Origin of the sequence: Kocuria sp. SM24M-10 (assembly GCF_001027955.1) — a bacterium.
In the GTDB taxonomy this organism is placed as follows: domain Bacteria; phylum Actinomycetota; class Actinomycetes; order Actinomycetales; family Micrococcaceae; genus Kocuria; species Kocuria oceani.
Window position 1 is genome coordinate 1 of the sequence record NZ_LDNX01000061.1, and the last position, 16,877, is coordinate 16,877.

Genomic DNA, 16,877 nt, shown 5'->3' on the forward strand with positions numbered 1-16,877 from the left:
ACTACCGGCGGTTCCCCGCGAGCACCCGGCGGGCGCCGTAGGCCGCGCCGATGAGCCCCAGCGCACCGGCGGCCGCGAGACCGGCGGTGAGCATGGTGCCCTGCTCCTGGGCCGCCAGGCCGGACTGGCCGCCCGGCACGGCCCCGGGCGCCTGCTCCATGCCCTCGAGGGTCTGGACGGCGAGGGCCAGGTTCCCGGCCTCGAGGGATCCCCACGCGTACACGATGTTGTGGGTGCCCTCGGCCAGCTGGAGGTCGGCCGGGCCGATGACCGGCTCGGTGGTGCCGGCGGCGGCCACGGACGCGGAGACCGTGCCCGCGTCGACCGTCAGGGACTCCTCGTTCGGGTTCTCGAGTCCGGTGATGACCGGCTGGCCGCCGGCCAGCACGTCCACGGCCGGGGCCGCGGCCACGTGCCGGACCGTCAGCTGCGACTTGCCGGCCTCGATCTCGGACATGTCGTTGGTGAACAGGGCGGCCGTGGGGTTGCCCTCCGGGTCCAGGTGGGCCGCGGCCGTGTAGCTCATCCCGGTCTGCAGGTCCGCGGTGACGGGGCCGATGATCGGCGCCGAGGCGTCCGCGGCGTCCGGGGCGGTGATCGCCAGGTCGTAGCTGCCGGCGGGCAGCTCCAGCGGGCCGGCCAGGGTCCCGGGCTGGAAGTCGTCCAGGGTCAGCTCGCCGTTGACGTACACGTCCACGACGGTGTCCGGGACGCCGTGCAGCACGGACAGCTCCGCGTGCTCGGCGGCGAACGCCGGGGTCATGCTGAGGGCGCCGGCACCGAGGCCGAGGACTGCGGCGGCGGAAAGGGTCTTGCGCATGGTGTGTGCTCCTTGAACGGGCTCCCTGGCGGAAGCGGGATCGACCTTGCACCCGTACTACCGGCGGGGACCCCCTGCCGGATGCAGCAGGTCACATTTTTTCCGAGAAGTTCTTCCCCGCCCCGGCCGCCCCAGAATGGGAGGGCGTCACCGCGGCCCGCCCGGGGGCGCTTCCCGTCCGCCCGCCGAGCAGCAGGAGCCACCGTGGACGACCAGCGTTTCAGCGCCCGCACCGCCGTCGTCACCGGGGCGGGCTCCGGGATCGGGCGCGCCACCGCGCTCCGGCTCGCCCGGGAGGGAGCCACGGTCGTGGTGGTGGACTCCTCGGCGCGCCGGCTGGAGGACCTGGTGGCGGACGAACCGCTCCTGCCGCTGTTCCCCGTGGTGACCGACCTCACCGAGGAGGGTGCGGTGGCCCGGGTGCTCGCGGCCGCGGACGGCCGGCTGGACGTGCTCGTCAACAACGCCGGGATCATGGACCGGTTCGAGTCCGTCGCCGAGGTCGACGACGAGACGTGGGACCGGGTCTTCGCGGTCAACGTCGTCGCGGTCATGCGGCTGACCCGCGCCGCGATCCCGCTGCTGCGGGCCTCCGGCCGCGGGGCGATCGTCAACGTGGCCTCCGAGGCCTCCCTGCGCGGCTCCGCGGCCGGCGCCGCCTACACGGCCTCGAAGCACGCGGTGGCGGGGCTGACCCGCAACACCGCCCTCATGCACGCGGCCGACGGCATCCGCACCAACGCCGTGGCTCCCGGCGCGACCGCGACCGGCATCGAGGCACCCATCGACTCGGAGCTGTTCCCCGGGCGGATGGGGGCGTTCCTGCAGAACGTCCCCTACACCGCCACGGCCGAACAGGTGGCCGCCGTCATCGTCTTCCTCGCCAGCGACGACGCGTCCAACGTCAACGGTGTCGTCCTGCCCTCGGACGGCGGCTGGTCGGCGGTCTGAGCCCCGCGCCCGGCGCGGCGGCCCCCGCCGCGGGCCGTCCGCGGGAACGGCCGGGCGGGCCCGCGCGGCGCCGGGCTCAGATCTCCTCGAGCGTCGAGCCCTCGGCCGGCTCGTCGAGCGCCACCTCGCGGTCCTGCTCCTCGAGGTCGGCGGGATTCGCCTCGAGGGAGGACGCCTCCGAACGGTCGGGGGTGTGCGCCGACGCCTCGACGTCCTGGTCGTCCATCTCGGGCGGCTCGGCGTCGATCGACTGCTCGAGCCGGTCGGCCTCGTTGTACTCGCTGCTCGATGCGGGTGCGTCGCTCATGGCTTCCTCCTGCGTCGTGGGACCGATGGAGCCACCGGTCGGGCGACCGGTCGCGTGCGTCCGACCCTACTCGGCCCGGCCGCTGTTCCCAGCCCCCTGGGCGTCCGATAACGTGGTCTGCACCACAGGAAGCACCGCTCAACAGCAGGAGTTGTCCACCATGACGAGTCGATTCCATCGCTACGCCGAACTGTTCAAGAGCACAGGCCCCTGGTGCACCGTGTACACGGACATCAGCACGGGCACGGTCGACTCGCTGCACGCGATCGACGTCCTGCCGGAGAACATCTGCCGGGAGCTGGAGCAGCAGGGGGCGTCCAAGGCCGATCTCGCCGCGGTGGAGGCCGCCGTGCGCCCGGCGGAGGGCGTGCCGGACCCGGTGTGCCGCTATCTGCTGGTGCGCGACGGCGCCGTGGAGATCGACGAGGTCCTCCCCGGCCCCCTGGCCGGGCGCGGCGTGCTCGAGGTGGGCGAGGTGCCCGACCTCACCCCCCTGTTCCGGCACCGTCCGGACGACTTCCCCTACGTGGTGGCCGAGGTGGGGCGGGACGGCGGCGAGATCTGCCTGGAGTACGCCAGCCGGGCCCGCGCCCTGGACGAGCAGCAGATCGAGGGCGAGACCGAGCACCTGAAGAAGTTCCCCGGCGGCGGCTGGTCGCAGGGACGCTGGCAGCGGCACACCGAGGACGTGTGGCGGCGCAACACGGAGCAGGTCGCCGAGCAGATCGACAAGGTCGTGGCCGGGAGCGGGGCGCAGCTGGTGGTCCTGGCCGGGGACCTGCGGGCCCGGGGCCTCGTCGAGGAGCAGCTGTCGAAGGCCACCCGCGCCCTGGTCAGCGTCGTGGACGCGAACACCCGGGCCGAGGGCAGCCAGTCCGCCGACTTCGCCCACCAGGTCGAGGGGCGCGTCGCGGAGGTCATCGCCCACCGGCAGCACGAGCTGCTCGAGCGGCTGGCCGAGCAGCGGGGCCGCCCGGACCCCACGGCGGTGTCCGGGATCGAGCCGGTGGTCGCGGCGCTCCAGCAGGCGCAGGCCGAGACCCTGCTGATCGACGACACCCTCCTGGACGCGGAGCAGGAGCTGCTCGCGCTGGACGCCGAACCGTGGGTCGCCGTGACGGAGTCGGAGGCCGTGGGCGCCCGCGTGCTCGGCCGGGTCCCCGCCGACGCCGCGCTGGTCCGCGCCGCCGTGCTGACCGACGGCCGCCCGGTCTTCGTGCCGCCCGGCGCCCTGCCGGACAGCACGGACGTGGCGGCCCTGCTGCGCTGGCGCGCCTCCCCGGCCGGCTGACCGGCCCCGGCGCACGACAACGGCTCCCCCGCCTCGGCGTGGGAGCCGTTGTCGTGTCGGCCTGCTGGGTGCGCCTGCTCTGCGCACCGCACCGGCGGAGCGGTCAGTAGGCCGGGCCGGTGGTGTTGTGCGTGGCGCTGCGGTCGTGGGTGTCGCGGCGCAGGAAGGACAGGCCCACCATGGTCACGCCCAGGAACAGGTGCAGCCAGTCGTCGGCGGTGTTCAGCGGCACGAAGTTCGCCTGCGACTCCTGGCCCACGAGCAGACCGTAGATCCACAGGACCAGGTAGACCACCCCGCCCCACAGCAGGTAGTTGCGCGCCCCGGAGGCGGAGCGGGCCAGAGCGAGACCGGCCACGCCGTAGAGCAGGTGGACGATGTTGTGCAGCCAGGACACCTGGAAGATGCCCAGGAGCATGGCCTCGGACTGGTGGCCGGCGACCATGAGCTGGTCGTAGTTCGTGGTGATGCCGGGGATGAACCCGGCGATGCCCACGAGCAGGAAGACCGCGCCGTACAAAAGAGCGGCGGTCTGGACGGGCGAGCGGTGGGTGGTCCGGCGGTCCGGCCGGGCGGCGGGGGTGGTCATGGTGGTGCCTCGCTTCCTGGGTGTCTGCGGTGATCCGGGTACGGATCCCGGAGGGGCGGACGTTCATGGAAAGCATGCTTGGTACCACCAGCGTACTGCGCCGGCGCCCGAGGTCAAACGTTGCGGCGGACCTCCCTGGTCACGGACGGGTCAGGACACGAGATCGCGGGCGGGGGTGTCCGCGGCGGACGGCTTCCCGGCGTAGGCGCCCCGGTACCGCGCGGCCGGGTGGGTGTCGAGCACCTTGGTCTGTCCGGCGCCGTAGACGTTCTCGCGCAGCGTGGTGCCCTCGTAGGCGGTGCGGTAGCGGCCGCGCTTCTGCAGCTCCGGCACGACCCACTCCACGAAGTCCTCGAACGAGCCCGGGGAGACGTGGTAGGCGAGGTTGATGCCGTCCAGGCCGCCGTCGTCGATCCACCGCTCCAGCTCGTCGGCCACCGTCTGCGGGGACCCGACGATCGGCACGCCCATCCCACCCATCGAGATGTGCTTGGCGACCTCCTTGACCGTCCACTTCTTCTTCGGGTCCGCGGTGGTGAACGGGGTGAGGAAGGACTGGATGGAGTCGGTCTTGATGTACTCCAGCACGTCGTTCTCGTTGTAGCGGCCCAGGTCCACCCCGGACCAGCCGCCCACCAGGCCCAGGGCGCCGTCGGCGTCCGCGTACTGCTCGTAGTCGCGGCGCTTCTGCTCGGCCTTCGCGTCGGTCTCGTCGACGATCACGTGCAGCATGGCGAAGATCTTGAGGTCGTCCCGCCCCCGGCCCTGGGCCTCGGCCTCGTCGCGCAGCTTGTCGGTGACCACGCGGGTGAGGTCCGGGCGGATGCCGCCCACGAACACGGCCTCCGCGTGCCGCCCGGCGAACGCGCGCCCGCGCGAGGAGGCACCGGCCTGGAAGATCAGCGGGGTGCGCTGCGGGGACGGCTCGGTCAGCCCGATGCCCGGCACGTCGAAGTACTTGCCGTGGTGCTGGATGGGGTGCACGAGGGACGGGTCGGCGAAGACCCCGTTCCTGCGGTCGCGCTTGACCGCGCCGTCCTCCCAGGACCCCTCCCACAGCTTGTAGCAGACCTCCATGAACTCCTCGGCGATCTCGTACCGCTCGTCGTGGGAGATCTGCTCCGTCAGTCCGTGGTTCTCGGCCGCGGACTTCAGGTAGGACGTCACCACGTTGAAGCCGATCCGACCCCTGGTCAGATGGTCGAGGGTCGCGAACTTCCGCGCCAGCGGGTACGGCTGCTCGTAGGTGATGGCGCTGGTCACCCCGAAGCCGAGGTGCTTGGTCACGGCCGCCATCGCGGAGATCTGCATGAACGGGTCGTTGACCGGGATCTGGGTGGCGTCCTTGATCACCGGCGCCGCGGAGTTCTGGTAGACGTCGTAGTAGCCGACCACGTCGGCGAGGAACATCGCGTCGAACAGGCCCTTCTCCAGGACCTGGGCGACGTCCGTCCAGTACTCGAGGGTGTTGTACTCGTCGGCACGGGAGCGCGGGTGCTTCCACAGGCCCGGGGCCTGGTGCCCCACGCAGGTCATGTCGAAGGCGTTCAGGGCGATGCGCTTGCTCACAGGGACCTCCACGGTCGATCACCGACCCGCGCCCGTGCGTCGTGAAGACCTGCTCGCGGGTCCGACGCACTCAGGGGCGCCGTACTTGCCGCGGGGCGGGTGCGCCGCGGCCCGATGTTCATCTGGGGCACCCCGCTACGGGAGAGGGTTGCCGCCCGACCAGCCAGAGCTTCGCGTCGGGACTCGTCATCGTCGTCGCGGACCAGCTTAGCGGGTCCCCCCGGACGCGGGGCAACCCCTCGTCCTCCCGGTGCGCGGCAGGACCGCGGCAGGAGTCAGACCGGCGGCGCGAGCGGCGGGGTGCGCCGCGGGTCCAGCGTCCAGCCCTGCCGCAGCCGCGCCCCGAGCTCGATCAGCGGGCACGTGTCCATCACCACGTCCAGCCCGGCGGCGGCGGCGCGGGCCGCGGCCGCGTGGTCCACGACGCCCAGCTGCAGCCACACGGCCCTCGCGCCGGCGGCGACGGCCTGGTCCACGACCGCTCCGACGCGGCGGGAGTTGACGAAGCAGTCCACCACGTCGATCGGCCTCGGGACCTCGGCGAGCGTGCGGAAGCCGGGCTCCCCGTGCACCACCTCGCCCTTCGGGTTGACCGGGACGATCGTCATGCCGAGGTCGTCCCGGATGCGCTTCGCGACCGAGTGCGCGGGCCGGGCCGTGTTCCCGGTCAGCCCCACCACGGCCCAGCGTCCGGGCTGTGTCATCAGGCGGTCGATCACGGCGGGATCGTTGCGGCTCATGCCCCCACCCTGGCACGGACCCGCCCAGCTCGCCCCGATCGCGCCCCACCGTGTCCCGAGATTGCAGGTCCCGGCCACCGACCGCGGGACGCCGACACGTGCAACCTCGGCGGGGGGCGGGGGTCAGGAGAAGAGGGGGAGGAGGTCTGCTTCCGGGCCCAGCTGGGCCCGGTCCTGGGCGGGCAGGGCCGCCCGGCCGGTGCCCACCCGGGCGAAGTGCTCGTCGCTCCAGTGCTCGGGCGGCTCCCGCTCCCACAGGTCGATGAGAACCCGGCGGACCTCGGCGAGCCCGTCCACCGCAGGCCCCGGGCAGCCCTCCAGGTGCTCGATGAGGTCCAGGTGGTGCACCGTGGCCTCCACCGCCAGGGTGCTCAGGAGGTCGTCCACGCGGAGCACGTGGCCCTGGGTGCGGACCGTCCCGCCGGGCCGGCAGTGCTCCGCCGCGTGCACGAGCGCCCGTGCCGACTCCCGGTAGTGCCCCCGCAGCTCCTCCCAGTCCGGGTACAGGCTCGCCGCGGCCCGGGTGCGGCGCCGGACCTCGGCGGCGGCCGCGGCATCCGCGCCCCGGTACGCCCAGTAGGTCGCGGCGTCCCGGTCCGGGCGGGCCGTGGTGGGCGTGTGCAGGGCGACCAGCCCGCGCACCGCGTCCGCGGCGCAGTGGTGGGCGAGGTCCCGCACCGACCACCCGCGGCAGCCGGTGGGCGCCCAGGAGTCGTCGTCACCGAGCCCGTCGAGGACCGCCGCGAACGCCGTGCAGGCGTCGCGGACCAGGTCCGCCCGGGTCGAGGTGTGCCGGCTCGTCATGGGTCCATGGTGCGGCACGAGGGCCCGACGTGCCACCGTTTTCGACCATGACGGCCCGCGGCGCGATTTGCCACGCGACCCGCGGAGCACGTTCAATGGGGCCGTAACCATCCGGAGCGGCTGAGAGACCTGGCTCGTCGACGTCGCAGCAACCGGCACGGATCCGTCCGATCCCCGTGCGAGGTGCTAATGCCAGGACCGATGGAGTTGATCATGGGCACGTCTCTGCTGGGCTCTGCACCGTCCACCGCCGCCACCGCACCGGCCACCACGAAGCGCGCCTACTCGGTGGCCTTCGAGCACGTCGGCAAGGCCTTCCCGTCCGGCGGGCACAGCCACCACGTCCTGCACGACGTCGACGTCACGGTCCGCCCCGGGGAGGTCCTGGCGATCCTGGGGCCCTCCGGCTGCGGCAAGTCCACGCTGCTGCGGGCCGCCGCCGGCCTCGACACCGCCTCGGCGGGCCGGGTGCTCATCGACGGCACACCCGTCTCCGGGATCGACCCGCGCTGTGCGGTGGCCTTCCAGGAGCCGCGGCTGCTGCCGTGGCGCTCCGTGCGCGAGAACGTCCGCCTGGGCCTGCCCTCCGGGCTGGGCCGGGCCGAGGCCGACGCCGTGATCGACGACCTGCTGCGCCTGGTCGGGCTGACCGCCCACGCCCACCACCGTCCCCGGGCGATCTCGGGCGGCATGGCCCAGCGCGCGTCGCTGGCCCGGGCGCTGGCCCGCAACCCCGGTGTGCTGCTGCTCGACGAGCCCTTCGGCGCCCTCGACGCCCTGACCCGGCTGCGGATGCAGGACCTGCTGCTCACCGTCCACGCCGCGCAGCCGACCACCGTGCTGCTGGTGACCCACGACGTCGACGAGGCGCTGCAGCTGGCCGACCGGATCGTGGTCCTGGGCCGCACCGGCCCGACCGCCCCCGCGTCGATCAGCACGGTGCTCTCCGTGCCCGGCGACCGTCCCCGGGACCGGGCCTCCGAGGTCCTCGCCGAGCTGCGGGTGCAGCTGCTCGGCCACCTGGGCGTCGACGCCCACCACCCCGCGACCCGCTGATCCCGCCCCGCTCCCCCGGGTGCGGCGCGGCCCTGCGCCGCGCCGGGTCCGCCCGGCACGCCCACCCCACCACGAAAGGCCCCACCATGCCGCTGTCCCCGCGCCCCGCCCGCACGATTCCCGCCCTGGCCGCCGTCTTGGCCCTGTCCCTGACCGGGTGCATGGCCGGGGAGGGCTCCGGCGGGGCCCAGGCCGCCGAGAAGATCACGGTCGACTGGGCCACCTACAACCCGCTCTCCGTGGTGATCAAGGAGAAGGGCTGGCTCGAGGCCGCCTTCGCCGAGGAGGGCACCGAGGTCGAGTGGGTGCAGTCCGCGGGCTCGAACAAGGCCAACGAGGCGCTGCGCGCCGAGGCGGTCGACGTCGGCTCCACCGCCGGTTCCGCGGCGCTGCTGGCCCGCAGCAACGACACCCCGATCAAGGTGATCGACCTGTACTCGCAGCCGGAGTGGTCCGCGCTCGTCACCACCCCGGGCACCGGGGTGGAGTCCGTGGCCGACCTCGAGGGCCGCACCGTGGCCGCCACCAAGGGCACCGACCCCTACTTCTTCCTGCTCCAGGCCCTCGAGGAGGGCGGGGTGGACCCGGCCGACGTCACGATCCAGAACCTGCAGCACGCCGACGGGCGCTCGGCGCTGGAGAACGGCCAGGTGGACGCCTGGGCCGGGCTGGACCCGATCATGGCCGCCGCGGAGCAGAACGGCGCCGAGCTGTTCTACCGCAACGTGGACTTCAACACCTACGGCTTCCTCAACGCGCACGAGAACTTCCTCGATGAGCAGCCCGAGGCGGCGCAGACCGTGGTGGACGTCTACGCCTACGCCCGGGACTGGGCGCTGGCCCACCCGGAGGAGACCGCGCAGCTGCTGGCCGACGCGGCCGGGATCGAGCTGTCCGTGGCCGAGCAGGTGCTCGAGCGCACTCACCTGGACATCGACCACGTGCCCGGCGAGCAGCAGCTTGCCGTGCTCGAGAAGGTCGGCCCGATCTTCGTGGACTCCGGTGACGTGTCCGGCCAGGAGCAGATCGACGAGGCCCTGGCCGGCCTCGTGGAGAGCTCCTACGCCGAGAACGCCGACGCCGCCCGCGTGGCCGAGGCCGCCGAGGGCGCGGAGGCCGGGCAATGACGTCGCCGCTGAGCCCGTCCGGGGAGGCCGTCCGCACCGACCGCGCCGGCGCCGAGCAGGTCGTCGGCGCCGAGCCGGCCGTCCACGCCGACGACCCGGGCGACGCGCCCGCCGCCGTCGCGGAGCCCCGCCGCCGTCCCCTGCTGCGCGCGGGGCTCGGCCTGCTCCTGCCCGCGGCACTGCTGGTGCTGTGGCACGTGGTGTCCACCGCGGGCGTCTTCAGCGCCGTCCAGCTGCCCGCCCCGCTGACGGTCCTGGCCGCGGGCGCCGACCTCCTGTCCCGGGGCGAGCTGTGGACGCACGTGGGCATCTCCACCCAGCGGGTGCTCATCGGCTTCCTGATCGGCGCCGGGCTGGGCCTGGCGGCGGGCTCCTTCATCGGGCTCTCCCGCCGGGGCTCCGCGCTGGTGGGCCCGACGATCGGCGCCTTCCGCGCGGTGCCCTCGCTGGCCTGGGTGCCGCTGCTGCTGCTGTGGATCGGCCTCGGCGAGGACTCCAAGGTGACGCTGGTGGCGATCGGGGCGTTCTTCCCCGTCTACACCACCGTCTCGGCGGCCCTGCAGCACGTGGACCGCAACCTGCTCGAGGCGGCCCGGGCCTTCGGGGTGCACGGGCTGCGGCTGCTCACCACGGTGCAGCTGCCGGCGGTCATGCCCTCGGTCATCTCGGGGCTGCGCCTGGCGCTGGCCCAGGCCTGGCTGTTCCTGGTGGCCGCGGAGCTGCTGGGCGCGTCCATGGGCCTGGGCTTCCTGCTCACCGACTCGCAGAACAACGGCCGCACCGACCGGCTGCTGCTGGCGATCGTCCTGCTGGCCGTGCTCGGCAAGCTCTCCGACGCACTGCTCGGCGTGTTCGAGAAGTGGGCCGTGAAGAAATGGGCCTGACATCACCGTCTGGCACAGTGGGCACACACCGGGCACGCCCGTGCCGCCAGGAAAGGACCGCAGCACCGTGAACGCCAGCTGGAGCGACCCGCTCTCCCCCACCCCGAACCCGGCCCTGGTCTCCGACGCGGCCCGCGTCGCCTTCTGGGAGGGCCAGGCCTCCCGGCTCGACTGGGCCGAGCCGTGGACCACGGCACACCGGTTCGAGGGTCCCCGGCGGATCGGGCAGGACGCGGAGGGCCGGCCCACCTGGTCGGTCCCGGAGCTCGCGTGGTTCGAGGGCGGGAAGCTCAACGTGGCGCACAACTGCGTGGACCGCCACGTCGAGGCGGGCCGCGGCGCCCACGTGGCCCTGTACTTCGAGGGCGAGCCCGGCGACCGGCTCGTCTACACCTACGCGGACCTGCAGCGCGAGGTCTCCCGGGCGGCCAACGCCCTGCTCGCCCTGGGCGTGACGCAGGGCGACCGGGTGGTGATCTACCTGCCGGTGATCCCGGAGACCGTCATCATCACGCTGGCCTGCGCCCGGATCGGCGCCGTGCACTCGCTGGTCTTCGGCGGGTTCTCCGCGGAGGCCCTGCGGTTCCGCGTCGAGGACACCGGGGCGAAGGTGCTCGTGACCACCGACGGACAGCACCGGCGCGGGGCCGTGGTGCCCGTCAAGGCCGTCGCCGACGAGGCGTGCGGCGGGGACAACGCGATCGAGCACGTCGTCGTGGTGCGCCGCACCTCCCGCCCGGGCCGCAGCGACCTGCCGCGCGGCACCCGGGGGACGCACTCCAAGGAGGAGGACGCGGTCCCGTGGACGCGCGGGCGCGACGTGTGGTGGCACGAGCTGGTGGCCGAGCAGTCCGACGTGCACGAGGCCGAGGCCTTCGACGCGGAGAGCCCGCTGTTCGTCATCTACACCTCCGGCACCACCGGCCGCCCCAAGGGCCTGGTGCACACCATGGGCGGCTACCTGGTGCAGGCCGCCTACACCCACGCCCTGCTCTTCGACCTGCTGCCGGACGTGCGCGACGACGAGGGACGGCTGCGGCCCGACGAGCTGTCCACCGTCAACGACCCCGCCAAGGTCGACTCGACCGTGCACTGGTGCACCGCCGACCTGGCCTGGGTCACCGCGCACACCTACGAGATCTACGGCCCGCTGGTCAACGGCGTGTCCGAGGTGATCTACGAGGGCACTCCGAACACCCCGCACTGGGGCCGGCACTTCGAGGTGATCGAGCGCTACGGGGTCACCACCTACTACACGGCGCCCACCCTGATCCGCTCGCTCATGGGCGCGTTCCCGAAGGGCGTCCCCCCGCTCTACAACCTCAACTCCGTCCGGCTGCTCGGCTCCGTGGGCGAGTCGGTCAACCCGGAGGCGTGGCGCTGGCTGCGCGCCCAGCTGGGCCGGGACGAGGTGCCGTTCGTGGACACCTGGTGGCAGTCCGAGACCGGCGCGACCGTGATGTCCCCGCGCCCGCACGACCCGCAGTTCGCGCCCCCGGGGACGTTCGACGACGGCGCTCCGCACACCGCCCTCAAGCCCGGATGCGCCACCCGCGCGGTCCCGGGGCTCTCCACCCGCGTGGTCGACGAGGCGGGGGCGACGGTCCCGCCCGGGGTGCAGGGCTTCGTCGTCGTCGACCGGACCGGGCCGTCGATGGCGCGCACCGTCTGGGGCGATCCGCAGCGCTACCTGTCCTCCTACTGGCAGGCCTACGCCGAGCAGGGCTGGTTCCTCGCCGGGGACGGCGCCCGCTACGACGACGAGGGCGACATCTACATCCTGGGCCGGGTCGACGACGTCATCAACGTCTCCGGGCACCGGCTGTCGACCATCGAGATCGAGTCGGCCCTCGTCACCCACCCGTGGGTCGTGGAGGCCGGGGCCGCGCCCGTCCGCGACGAGCTGACCGGGCACGCGGTGCTCGCGTACGTCGTGCTGACGTCCGAGGCCGGGCGGGTCCCGGCGGACGAGCTGACCGCGGCCCTGCGGGAGCACGTGGCCCGCGAGATCGGCCCGATCGCCAAGCCGCGGGCCGTCGTGGCGGTCCCGGAGCTGCCGAAGACCCGCTCCGGGAAGATCACCCGCCGGCTCCTCGCGCAGCTGTGGGAGGGCGAGCCGCTCGGCGACCGCTCCTCCCTGCAGAACGAGGAGTCGCTCGAGCGCATCGCCGAGGTGCTGGCGGCACGCGGCTGAACCGCCGGGGTGCCCGGCCCCGCGCCGTCAAGCCGGATGACCCCACGTTGAGCCGTGTGACCAGCCCCGCGCCGGACTCCTAGGATGAACACCGTGAGCTCCTCCCCCACCGCCCCCGCCCCGGACCGGCGCCGCCCCCTGGCGGAGCTGCCCCGGGTCCCCGTCCCCGCCGCCCTGCCCGAGCTGTCCAGCACCGATCTCAAGCTGGGGATGGCCGGGTCCGGCGCCGTGTTCTCCGGCTACGTGCTGGTGCACATGCTCGGCAACCTGAAGGTCTACCAGGGCGAGGAGAAGTTCAACGCCTACGCCGAGTTCCTCCGCACCGCCGGGGCTCCCGTGCTGCCGCGCGGCACCGTGCTCTGGGGGGCGCGCGCGGTCCTCACCGCGAGCCTGGCCGTGCACGTGGGGGCCGCCGCGATGCTCACCGCCCGCGCCTGGCGGGCCAACGGCACGCTCCTGCCGCGGCGGCCCCGGCGGCCGCGGGGACGGCGCCGCTCCCCGTGGGAGGTGGCCCGGCGCTCGATGCGCAGCACCGGCGGCGTGCTGGGCCTGTTCACCGCCTTCCACGTCTTGGACCTGACCACGGGGACCCGGCCCGCCGCGTCCCGGGACTTCGCGCACGGCAGCGCCTACGCCAACCTCGTCGCGAGCCTGTCCCGGCCGCCCGTGGCGGTCGCGTACGCCGTGTCGATGGCCGCGCTGGCCGCGCACCTGGTGCACGGCATCCCGGAGATCGCCAACGACATCGGGGCCGGCGCCGACCGGCGCACCCAGCGGCGGCTGCGGATCGGCGCCAACGCCTTCGGCGCCGCGGTGGCCGTCGGCAACACCACGATCCCGGTGGCCGTGCTGACGCGCGCGGTCCGCTGACCCCCTTCCGGACGACCCCCCGACGACAAGGACCCGAGCGAGTGAGCACCTTCTCCCTGACCGTGGACGTGTGGCGCCAGGCCTCCCCGGACGAGCCCGGGCGGTTCGCGACCCACGTCGTCCCGGACGCCGACCCGGACATGACCGTGCTGGAGCTGCTGGACCGGATCAACGCCCAGCGGGAGGCCGCCGGCGAGGAGCCCATCGCCTTCGACGACGGCTGCCGGGAGGGCGTGTGCGGCAAGTGCGGGGTGACGGTCGACGGCGTGGCGCACGGCCCCGAGCGCAACGCCGCCAGCTGCATGCAGCACCTGGGCGCCTACCGGGATGGGGACCGCGTGCGCATCGAGCCGCTGCAGGCGGCCTCCCTGCCCGTGAAGCAGGACCTCTCGGTGGACAAGAAGGCGCTGCGCCGCGTGGCCAAGGCGGCCAAGTTCCCCGTGGCGATGAAGGCGCTGGCCAACGGCGGCTGCATCAGCTGCGGGGCGTGCATCTCCTCCTGCCCCAACGGCTCGGGGCAGCTCTTCGTGGGCACCATGCTGCGGGAGCTGCCGCCGCTGGCCACGAACGACGCCGAGCGCCGGGAGCGCTCCGCGAAGGTGCTCGCCGCGGCCGAGGACGAGTTCGGCCCGTGCTCCCTGCTGGGCGACTGCGTGGAGGTCTGCCCGGCCGGGCTGCCGGTCGAGAACCTCTCGGCGGTGGCGCGGGAGAACCTGCGCAACCGCTTCCCGCGGCGGGCCGCGGACGGCGACTGACACGTTCGCGAGCGCCTTGTTCCCCCGGGGCTCGACTGCTACGTTCACGAGCACGACACGACGGAGTGTGAGGTGGATCACGTGAGCGACCAGTCCCGGGGCGTCATACCCGAACAAGGCGAGTTCGACTACGAGCCGGAGGACCGCGAGCCCGCCCGGGCGCCGGTCCGCACGTGGCTGCTGCGCGGGCTGGGGCTGCTGCTGGCCGTGGTCGTGTGGTTCCTGCTGGGCGGAGCGGACGTCTCCGCCGACGCCCGGGTGGTGGGCGCGGTGGCCACGCTGATGGCGGTGTGGTGGATGACCGAGTCCATGCCCCTGTCGGTGACCTCGCTGCTGCCGATCGTGCTGTTCCCGGTGCTCACCGCGCTGGAGGTCTCCGAGGTCACCGCCCCCTACGCCAACCCCATCGTGTTCCTGTTCCTGGGCGGGTTCCTGATCGCGATCGCCATGCAGAAGTGGAACCTGCACCGCCGGATCGCGCTGCTGACCCTGCGCCGGGTCGGCACCCATCCGCGGCAGATCATCCTCGGTCTGATGATCTCCACGGCCTTCCTGTCCATGTGGGTCTCCAACACCGCGACCACCCTGATGATGCTGCCCATCGGGCTGTCCGTGCTCACGCTGGTGGTCGAGAACAGCCGCAAGGGCGCCACCCGCGCCGAGGCGGCGGCGATGGGCGAGGACATCCGGTCGGGCCAGGCCATCAGCGACGTCATCGACGACCGCGACGTGCGCCTGTTCGGCGTGGCCCTGGTGCTGGCGATCGCCTGGGCGGCCACCATCGGCGGTCTCGGCACCCTGCTGGGCTCCCCGCCCAACGCGATCGTGGCCGGCTACATCAGCGAGGAGCTGGGCCGCACCGTGGGCTTCGCCCAGTGGATGATGCTCGGCGTGCCCATCGTGGTGGTCTTCATCGGCCTGGCGTGGCTGCTGCTCACCCGGGTGATCTTCCGCTTCCACCTGGCCGAGGTGCCCGGGGGCCGGCAGCTCATCGACGAGGAGATCGCCGCCCTGGGCTCCATGAGCAAGGGCGAGAAGACCGTGCTCGCCGTGTTCGTCACCGCGGCGTTCTTCTGGATCGTGCCCGGCCTGCTCTCCGGGATCGGCGACCTCGGCGAGCAGCTGCCCTGGCTGGAGATCTTCGACGACACGGTGGTGGCCATCGGCGCCGGCGTGCTGCTCTTCCTGCTGCCCGGGGACAAGCAGGGCAACATGACCCTGGAGTGGAACGACGCCGAGGAGGGCCTGCCCTGGGGGGTCCTGCTGCTCTTCGGCGGCGGCCTGTCCCTGGCCGCCGCCGTGGCCGGCACCGGGCTCGACGCCTGGTTCGGCGCGCAGGTCAGCGGGCTCGGCGCGCTGCCGATCGTCCTGCTGCTCGCGGCGGTGGTCACGATCGTGCTGCTACTGACCGAGATCACGTCCAACACCGCCACCGCGGCCACGTTCATCCCGATCCTGGGCGGGGTCGCGGTGGGCATCGGGGTGGATCCCATGACGCTGCTGATCCCGGCGGCGCTGGCGGCCACCTGCGCCTTCATGCTCCCGGTGGGCACCCCGCCCAACGCCATCGTCTTCGCCACCGGCCAGGTCAAGATCGCCGAGATGGTCCGCGGCGGCATCGTGCTCAACATCGTGGGCGTCATCCTGATCACGCTCTTCACGGTGCTCATCGGCCCCTTCGCCCTGGGCCTGGTGATCTGAGCCGCCCCGGAGCTCGGCGCCGCCGGGCCACGGGCCTCCGCCGGACCGGGCTCCCGGTCTGGAAGCCGTCCGGCGCTGCGCCGGACGGCCCTGGGCTGCGAGGCCCTGGGCTCTCGGGGCCCGCGGCTACGGGGCCGTGGTGCAGCGGGCCAGCACGGCCTGCGTGAACTCCTCGGTGCTCGCCGTGCCGCCCAGGTCCCCGGTCAGGGTGCCGCCGGCCATGGCCTGCTCGAAGGCGGACTCGAGGTGCCGGGCGGCCCCGCCCTCGCCCAGGTGGTCCAGCATCATGGCGGCGGCCCACATCGTGCCCACGGGGTTCGCGATGCCCTGCCCGGCGATGTCGGGCGCGGAGCCGTGCACCGGCTCGAACATGGACGGATGGGTCTTCTCCGGGTTCAGGTTGGCGCTGGGCGCCACCCCGATGGACCCGGCGGCCCCGGCCGCGAGGTCGGAGAGGATGTCGCCGAAGAGGTTGGAGGCCACGACCACGTCGACGCTGCGCGGCTTGAGCACCATCCGGGCGGCCAGCGCGTCGATGAGCACCCTCTCGACCGTCACCCCCGGGTACTCGGCGGCCGTCGCCTCCACGACCTCGTCCCAGAAGGGCATCGTGTGGATGATCCCGTTGGACTTCGTGGCCGAGACGAGCCGCCCGGAGCGCTGCTGGGCCAGCTCGGCCGCGTAGCGGGCGATCCGGGTCACCCCCGCCCGGGTGAACACGGACTCCTGGACGGCCATCTCCTCGGACCGGCCCCGGTAGAGCCGGCCGCCGACCTCCGAGTACTCCCCCTCGATGTTCTCCCGGACGACGACCAGGTCCAGCTCGTCCAGTCCGCGCAGCGGCGAGGTGACGCCGGGCAGGATCCGGATGGGCCGGAGGTTGACGTACTGGTGGAACTCCCGGCGGATCGGGATCAGCAGCCCCCACAGCGTCACGTCGTCGGGGATGTCCGGGGCGCCGACCGCGCCGAGCAGGACGCCGTCCCCGGAGGCCAGCTGCTCGATGCCGTCGGCCGGCATCATCCTCCCGTGCGCCCGGTAGTGGTCCGAGCCCCAGTCCCGCTCGCGCCAGCGCACCGTGAAGCCGTGCGCGTCCGCCAGGGCGTCGACGCAGCGCAGCGCGGCCGGCATGACCTCCTGGCCGATGCCGTCGCCGGCGATGACGTCGATGGTGTACTGCCGTGTGCCGGTCACAGGATTCCTCCGCAGCGTCGTCGGG

Annotated in this window: 16 protein-coding genes and 2 riboswitches; of the genes, 9 read left to right on the forward strand and 7 right to left on the reverse strand. The window is 73.4% G+C overall.

Annotation, left to right across the window (positions count from 1 at the left end; genetic code table 11):
* Position 1: 1 nt before the first annotated feature.
* A complete protein-coding gene (locus tag ABL57_RS07315; RefSeq protein ID WP_047802806.1) occupies positions 2 to 820 on the reverse strand; it encodes a DUF4397 domain-containing protein in 819 nt (272 codons plus the stop codon).
* 204 nt (positions 821 to 1,024) lie between these two features.
* On the opposite strand from ABL57_RS07315, the gene ABL57_RS07320 reads away from it, so the two are divergent.
* Positions 1,025 to 1,771: an SDR family NAD(P)-dependent oxidoreductase gene (locus ABL57_RS07320; RefSeq protein ID WP_047802807.1), complete on the forward strand. Its 747-nt coding sequence runs from the start codon at positions 1,025 to 1,027 to the stop codon at positions 1,769 to 1,771.
* Between the two features lie 76 nt (positions 1,772 to 1,847).
* Here the strand turns inward: ABL57_RS07320 and ABL57_RS07325 are convergent, their stop codons facing one another.
* Positions 1,848 to 2,078, reverse strand: a complete 231-nt coding sequence (locus ABL57_RS07325; RefSeq protein ID WP_047802808.1) for a hypothetical protein — start codon at positions 2,076 to 2,078, stop codon at positions 1,848 to 1,850.
* 160 nt (positions 2,079 to 2,238) lie between these two features.
* On the opposite strand from ABL57_RS07325, the gene ABL57_RS07330 reads away from it, so the two are divergent.
* Positions 2,239 to 3,369 (forward strand): Vms1/Ankzf1 family peptidyl-tRNA hydrolase, encoded by a 1,131-nt coding sequence (locus ABL57_RS07330; RefSeq protein ID WP_047802809.1) that lies wholly within the window; start codon positions 2,239 to 2,241, stop codon positions 3,367 to 3,369.
* Between the two features lie 103 nt (positions 3,370 to 3,472).
* Here ABL57_RS07330 and ABL57_RS07335 read toward each other — a convergent pair whose 3' ends face one another.
* The 4 genes from ABL57_RS07335 to ABL57_RS07350 all read right to left on the reverse strand — a co-directional run bounded on the left by ABL57_RS07335 (position 3,473) and on the right by ABL57_RS07350 (position 7,071).
* Positions 3,473 to 3,958, reverse strand: coding sequence for a DUF4383 domain-containing protein (locus ABL57_RS07335; RefSeq protein ID WP_047802810.1), 486 nt, complete (start codon positions 3,956 to 3,958; stop codon positions 3,473 to 3,475).
* 150 nt (positions 3,959 to 4,108) lie between these two features.
* Positions 4,109 to 5,527, reverse strand: a complete 1,419-nt coding sequence (locus ABL57_RS07340) for an LLM class flavin-dependent oxidoreductase (protein WP_152683306.1) — start codon at positions 5,525 to 5,527, stop codon at positions 4,109 to 4,111.
* A 76-nt stretch (positions 5,528 to 5,603) separates the two neighbouring features.
* A riboswitch (SAM riboswitch) is annotated at positions 5,604 to 5,718 on the reverse strand.
* An 84-nt stretch (positions 5,719 to 5,802) separates the two neighbouring features.
* A complete protein-coding gene (locus ABL57_RS07345) occupies positions 5,803 to 6,267 on the reverse strand; it encodes a CoA-binding protein (protein ID WP_047802811.1) in 465 nt (154 codons plus the stop codon).
* Between the two features lie 123 nt (positions 6,268 to 6,390).
* Complete coding sequence (locus ABL57_RS07350) at positions 6,391 to 7,071, reverse strand: maleylpyruvate isomerase N-terminal domain-containing protein (RefSeq protein ID WP_047802812.1); 681 nt, start codon at positions 7,069 to 7,071, stop codon at positions 6,391 to 6,393.
* A 104-nt stretch (positions 7,072 to 7,175) separates the two neighbouring features.
* A riboswitch (SAM riboswitch) is annotated at positions 7,176 to 7,279 on the forward strand.
* A 5-nt stretch (positions 7,280 to 7,284) separates the two neighbouring features.
* Here ABL57_RS07350 and ABL57_RS07355 point away from each other — a divergent pair.
* From ABL57_RS07355 to ABL57_RS07385, 7 genes are all read left to right on the forward strand, one after another.
* Positions 7,285 to 8,127, forward strand: coding sequence for an ABC transporter ATP-binding protein (locus ABL57_RS07355; protein WP_047802826.1), 843 nt, complete (start codon positions 7,285 to 7,287; stop codon positions 8,125 to 8,127).
* A gap of 86 nt (positions 8,128 to 8,213) precedes the next feature.
* On the forward strand, positions 8,214 to 9,254 hold the full coding sequence (locus ABL57_RS07360) for an aliphatic sulfonate ABC transporter substrate-binding protein (RefSeq protein WP_047802813.1): 1,041 nt from the start codon (positions 8,214 to 8,216) through the stop codon (positions 9,252 to 9,254).
* Positions 9,251 to 10,138 (forward strand): ABC transporter permease, encoded by an 888-nt coding sequence (locus ABL57_RS07365; protein ID WP_047802814.1) that lies wholly within the window; start codon positions 9,251 to 9,253, stop codon positions 10,136 to 10,138. The genes ABL57_RS07360 and ABL57_RS07365 overlap by 4 nt, the downstream gene beginning before the upstream one ends.
* A gap of 67 nt (positions 10,139 to 10,205) precedes the next feature.
* Entirely contained in the window at positions 10,206 to 12,332 is a 2,127-nt protein-coding gene (locus tag ABL57_RS07370; RefSeq protein WP_047802815.1) for an AMP-binding protein, read from the forward strand.
* 84 nt (positions 12,333 to 12,416) lie between these two features.
* The gene (locus tag ABL57_RS07375; protein ID WP_082157290.1) at positions 12,417 to 13,202 is read left to right on the forward strand and encodes a succinate dehydrogenase cytochrome b subunit; all 786 of its coding nucleotides are present in this window, start codon (positions 12,417 to 12,419) and stop codon (positions 13,200 to 13,202) included.
* A gap of 41 nt (positions 13,203 to 13,243) precedes the next feature.
* The gene (locus ABL57_RS07380; RefSeq protein ID WP_047802816.1) at positions 13,244 to 13,957 is read left to right on the forward strand and encodes a 2Fe-2S iron-sulfur cluster-binding protein; all 714 of its coding nucleotides are present in this window, start codon (positions 13,244 to 13,246) and stop codon (positions 13,955 to 13,957) included.
* A gap of 81 nt (positions 13,958 to 14,038) precedes the next feature.
* Complete coding sequence (locus tag ABL57_RS07385) at positions 14,039 to 15,658, forward strand: SLC13 family permease (RefSeq protein ID WP_053004814.1); 1,620 nt, start codon at positions 14,039 to 14,041, stop codon at positions 15,656 to 15,658.
* A 126-nt stretch (positions 15,659 to 15,784) separates the two neighbouring features.
* Here ABL57_RS07385 and ABL57_RS07390 read toward each other — a convergent pair whose 3' ends face one another.
* The gene (locus ABL57_RS07390) at positions 15,785 to 16,852 is read right to left on the reverse strand and encodes a tartrate dehydrogenase (protein ID WP_082157291.1); all 1,068 of its coding nucleotides are present in this window, start codon (positions 16,850 to 16,852) and stop codon (positions 15,785 to 15,787) included.
* Positions 16,853 to 16,877 lie beyond the last annotated feature (25 nt).

Excerpts from the sequence above, each read along its gene's own strand:
- ABL57_RS07315 (WP_047802806.1), bottom strand. The coding sequence starts at position 820 with ATGCGCAAGACCCTTTCCGCCGCCGCAGTCCTCGGCCTCGGTGCCGGC.
- ABL57_RS07325 (WP_047802808.1), bottom strand. The coding sequence starts at position 2,078 with ATGAGCGACGCACCCGCATCGAGCAGCGAGTACAACGAGGCCGACCGG.
- ABL57_RS07330 (WP_047802809.1), top strand. The coding sequence starts at position 2,239 with ATGACGAGTCGATTCCATCGCTACGCCGAACTGTTCAAGAGCACAGGC.
- ABL57_RS07335 (WP_047802810.1), bottom strand. The coding sequence starts at position 3,958 with ATGACCACCCCCGCCGCCCGGCCGGACCGCCGGACCACCCACCGCTCG.
- ABL57_RS07345 (WP_047802811.1), bottom strand. The coding sequence starts at position 6,267 with ATGAGCCGCAACGATCCCGCCGTGATCGACCGCCTGATGACACAGCCC.
- ABL57_RS07350 (WP_047802812.1), bottom strand. The coding sequence starts at position 7,071 with ATGACGAGCCGGCACACCTCGACCCGGGCGGACCTGGTCCGCGACGCC.
- ABL57_RS07355 (WP_047802826.1), top strand. The coding sequence starts at position 7,285 with ATGGGCACGTCTCTGCTGGGCTCTGCACCGTCCACCGCCGCCACCGCA.
- ABL57_RS07360 (WP_047802813.1), top strand. The coding sequence starts at position 8,214 with ATGCCGCTGTCCCCGCGCCCCGCCCGCACGATTCCCGCCCTGGCCGCC.
- ABL57_RS07365 (WP_047802814.1), top strand. The coding sequence starts at position 9,251 with ATGACGTCGCCGCTGAGCCCGTCCGGGGAGGCCGTCCGCACCGACCGC.
- ABL57_RS07375 (WP_082157290.1), top strand. The coding sequence starts at position 12,417 with ATGAACACCGTGAGCTCCTCCCCCACCGCCCCCGCCCCGGACCGGCGC.